The 3702-nt window shown below is 28.4% G+C and carries 3 protein-coding genes; all 3 read left to right on the forward strand.

The annotated features are described in order from the left end of the window. Positions 1 to 1440, forward strand: a 1440-nt coding sequence (locus ACH2BO_RS11065; RefSeq protein WP_395044803.1) for a sensor histidine kinase, incomplete at its 5' end; no start/stop codon positions are given. A 129-nt stretch (positions 1441 to 1569) separates the two neighbouring features. After that, a complete protein-coding gene (locus ACH2BO_RS11070; protein WP_395044804.1) occupies positions 1570 to 2352 on the forward strand; it encodes an enoyl-CoA hydratase/isomerase family protein in 783 nt (260 codons plus the stop codon). A gap of 193 nt (positions 2353 to 2545) precedes the next feature. Beyond that, complete coding sequence (locus ACH2BO_RS11075) at positions 2546 to 3550, forward strand: serine hydrolase (protein WP_395044805.1); 1005 nt, start codon at positions 2546 to 2548, stop codon at positions 3548 to 3550. Positions 3551 to 3702 lie beyond the last annotated feature (152 nt).

Consider the following 3702-nt stretch of genomic DNA (forward strand, 5'->3'; position numbering starts at 1 on the left):
CTTCGAATTAGAATTTTTCTATCTATGATTGTATTGATATTAATTGCATCTATTTTAATGGCTTCCATATCTGTAATTCAGTTTAAAAATGAAGCAAGAAGATACCATCAAGAACGACTAGAACGCAAAGAAGACGCCATAAAAGAACACATTAATTACGTACTTTCTACAACAACTTATCCACTAAATGTTAAAAATTTACCTTATATTTTCAAAGATAAAATTCATGAATTGTCAGACATTCATAACCTAGAAATTAATATTTATTCGCTAGAAGGAAAATTATTAAAATCATCCAAAGCTTCTTTTTCTGTTGATAGTATTTCGCCTCCAGTTCCAAAATATATTGTAAAACTAGTGCAATCATCAATAGAAAAAAGATACGTAGATATAAAAAGCATCGATGGTGTAAAAAACCGATCTTCCTTTAGCCAAATAAAAGATGACAAATTTAAACCACTCGGAATTTTAAATCTTCCTTATGTCGAAGACGACAGTTTTTATGAAAATGAAATTCAAGAATTCTTTATTCGTTTAAGCCAAGTTTACTTTTTTATGCTAATCATTGCATTTGCTTTGGCGTATTTTTTAGCATCCTACATTACACAATCTTTAAAAACAATATCAGATAAAATAAACGAAACAAGTTTAAATCAAAAAAACGAAAAAATTGTAATAGAAGCCAACAGTCGCGAAATAAATTCGCTAATAAAAGCATACAATGCAATGGTTGACAAGTTGGAAGAAAGTGCTACAATGTTAGCACAATCTGAAAGAGAACAAGCTTGGCGAGAAATGGCTAAACAAGTAGCGCACGAAATTAAAAATCCGTTAACACCAATGCGATTAACAGTGCAAAGTTTTCAACGAAAGTTTGATTCAAAAGATCCTAATTTAAAACAAAAACTAGACGATTATACCAAAACAATAATACAACAAATAGACACAATGAGTTCTGTAGCATCAGCATTTTCTAACTTTGCATCAATGCCAGCGCAACAAAACGAAACCCTAAATGTTGTAGAAGTTGTAGAGTTTTCATTAGACATTTTTAACGAAGAATACATCCATTTTAAAAGCGATGAAGAGGAAATTATCACCATAATGGACAGAACACAATTGGTTAGAATTATTACCAATTTAGTTAAAAACGCAATACAAGCCATTCCAAATGAGCAAGATGATAAATTAATAATTGTTGCAGTAAATAAATACGAAAACGAAGTAAAAATTACTGTAAAAGATAACGGAATTGGAATAGAACAAGAAAATATAGAACGCATTTTCGAACCAAAATTTACCACAAAAAACAGCGGAATGGGTTTAGGATTAGGAATTATAAAAAACATAATAGAAAATTACAAAGGAACAATTACATTTGAAACCGAATACAGAAAAGGAACCACTTTTATTGTCTCGCTTCCAATAATTGAAAATTAAAATTAGAAGCACAATGGCTTGGGCATTTTAATAATTGCAATTCCTGCTTTCATTCCATAAAAATTGTAAAAAAAACAATTTGTTATTCCATTCAATCAGGGCTAAAAATAAAATCAATACATAAAAAATATGAATTACAAAAACATACTAATCACATCAGAAAACGGAATCTCACAAATAACCATAAATCGTCCATCAAAATTAAATGCACTAAACGTTGCCACAATTCAAGAACTTCATGATGCCTTTCAATCACTAGACGAAAACCATGAAACACAAGTAATAATTCTTACTGGCGAAGGCGAAAAAGCATTTGTAGCAGGCGCAGATATTTCAGAATTTGCCAATTTTTCTATAGAAGAAGGCGCGCAATTATCGCAACAAGGACAAGAATTATTATTTAATTATGTAGAAAATTTAAAAACCCCAGTAATTGCAGCCGTAAATGGTTTTGCACTTGGTGGCGGATTAGAATTGGCAATGTCTTGTCATTTTAGAATAGCATCAGATAATGCCAAAATGGGTTTGCCAGAAACATCACTTGGAGTAATTCCTGGTTATGGTGGCACACAACGTTTACCTCAACTTATAGGAAAAGGAAGAGCAATGGAATTAATTATGACAGCTGGAATGATTGATGCCGAAACCGCAAAAAATTATGGATTAGTAAATCACGTTGTTCCGCAAGCACAACTTTTAGAATTTACAAAAGGTATTGCAACTAAAATTTTGAGAAATTCTCCAGTTGCAATTGGAAAAGCCATAAAAGCAATAAACGATAATTATAAAGATGGCGTTGATGGCTTTAAAACAGAAATTAAAAACTTTGGAAAATGCTTTGGGACAGAAGATTTTAAAGAAGGCACAACCGCTTTTTTAGAAAAAAGGAAAGCTGTTTTTACAGGAAAATAAATTCAATAAGAGAATCGTTTATGGTTCTCTTTTTTTTATTCTCTTTATTAAATAGTACTACATTTAAATTTCTTAAATGTTCAACAATTCATCTTAAAAAGGATTAAAATAAAACAGATGTTAAATTTTAATTAAACTACATTAAGCTCAGTATAATCTTTAACTTTGCCGCCAATTCATTTATAAAAAAAATATGAAATCTCTATTTTTAAAGAAGCTTTCTATTGCTTATATTTTTGCAATAGTAGTTTTTTCAATTGGAATTACTTTTATAATTACAAGTTATCTAGACAAAAAAGAAAACGAAAAAAAAATTGCAGAAAATTTAAATAACTGTAAATATGATATTAAAAGATTAGATGGTTTCAACTTTGTAAAACCGCTTATGTTTGTTGATGACGAATGTGAAGGAGATAATTTGGCAATTACAAAACAAGAAATAACTCAAGTTATTGAAAATTACAAAACAACCCAAAACGTTTCTTCAGCATCAGTTTACATAAAAGATTATTATGATGTAAGTTGGACTTCTATAAATAGTGATGAAAAATTTGAACCAGGATCTTTATTTAAAGTACCAATTTTAATTGCCTATTTAAAAATGGAAGAGCAAATACCAGGAACTTTAAACAAGGAACTCCTTTTTAAACAAAATTTTTCTATTAATAAAGATGTTGCTTTTAAATCTAAATCAATTGTTTTGGGTCAAAAATATAAGGTAAGTGAATTGTTAAAATATATGATTTCTTATTCTGACAATAATGCTACTGGATTATTAAATAACAATTTAGATTTGAATATACTAATAAAATTATTTTCAGATTTAGGATTAAAAAAACCAGATTTTTCAGCACAACATTATTACTTTACAACTAGACAATTTTCACTTTTTATGAGAGCATTGTACAACGCTAGTTATTTAAACATAAATAATTCAGAATTTGCTGTAAAACTTTTAAGTACCTGTGAGTTTAAAGAAGGAATTTTAAAAGGATTACCAAAAGATGTAAAAATTGCTCATAAATTTGGAGAATCTGGAAACACTCAAGAAATTCAACTTCATGAATCTGCAATTGTTTATTTAAAAGACAAACCCTATTTAATTACTGTAATGACTAAAGGAAAAGACAACAAAATTCTTTCCAAGCTAATTGCAGATATCTCTACTATTACCTTTAAAAATTTATCAAATCTATAAACGCTATGTCAAAATAACGTTTTTAATTATATCTTTTAATTCCTAATATAATAAGCGAATTGGCTCAACAATATTTGAACAAACAAATACTAGTGTGTTCTTTTTAAATAGTATTATTTTTATAAGTTCAACAAAACCTTAATTGCTAATTT

Source organism: Flavobacterium sp., from assembly GCF_043773265.1.
In the GTDB taxonomy this organism is placed as follows: domain Bacteria; phylum Bacteroidota; class Bacteroidia; order Flavobacteriales; family Flavobacteriaceae; genus Flavobacterium.

Bases quoted from the DNA above. Each gene is read 5' to 3' on its own strand.
- ACH2BO_RS11070 (WP_395044804.1), top strand. From the start codon at position 1,570: ATGAATTACAAAAACATACTAATCACATCAGAAAACGGAATCTCACAA.
- ACH2BO_RS11075 (WP_395044805.1), top strand. From the start codon at position 2,546: ATGAAATCTCTATTTTTAAAGAAGCTTTCTATTGCTTATATTTTTGCA.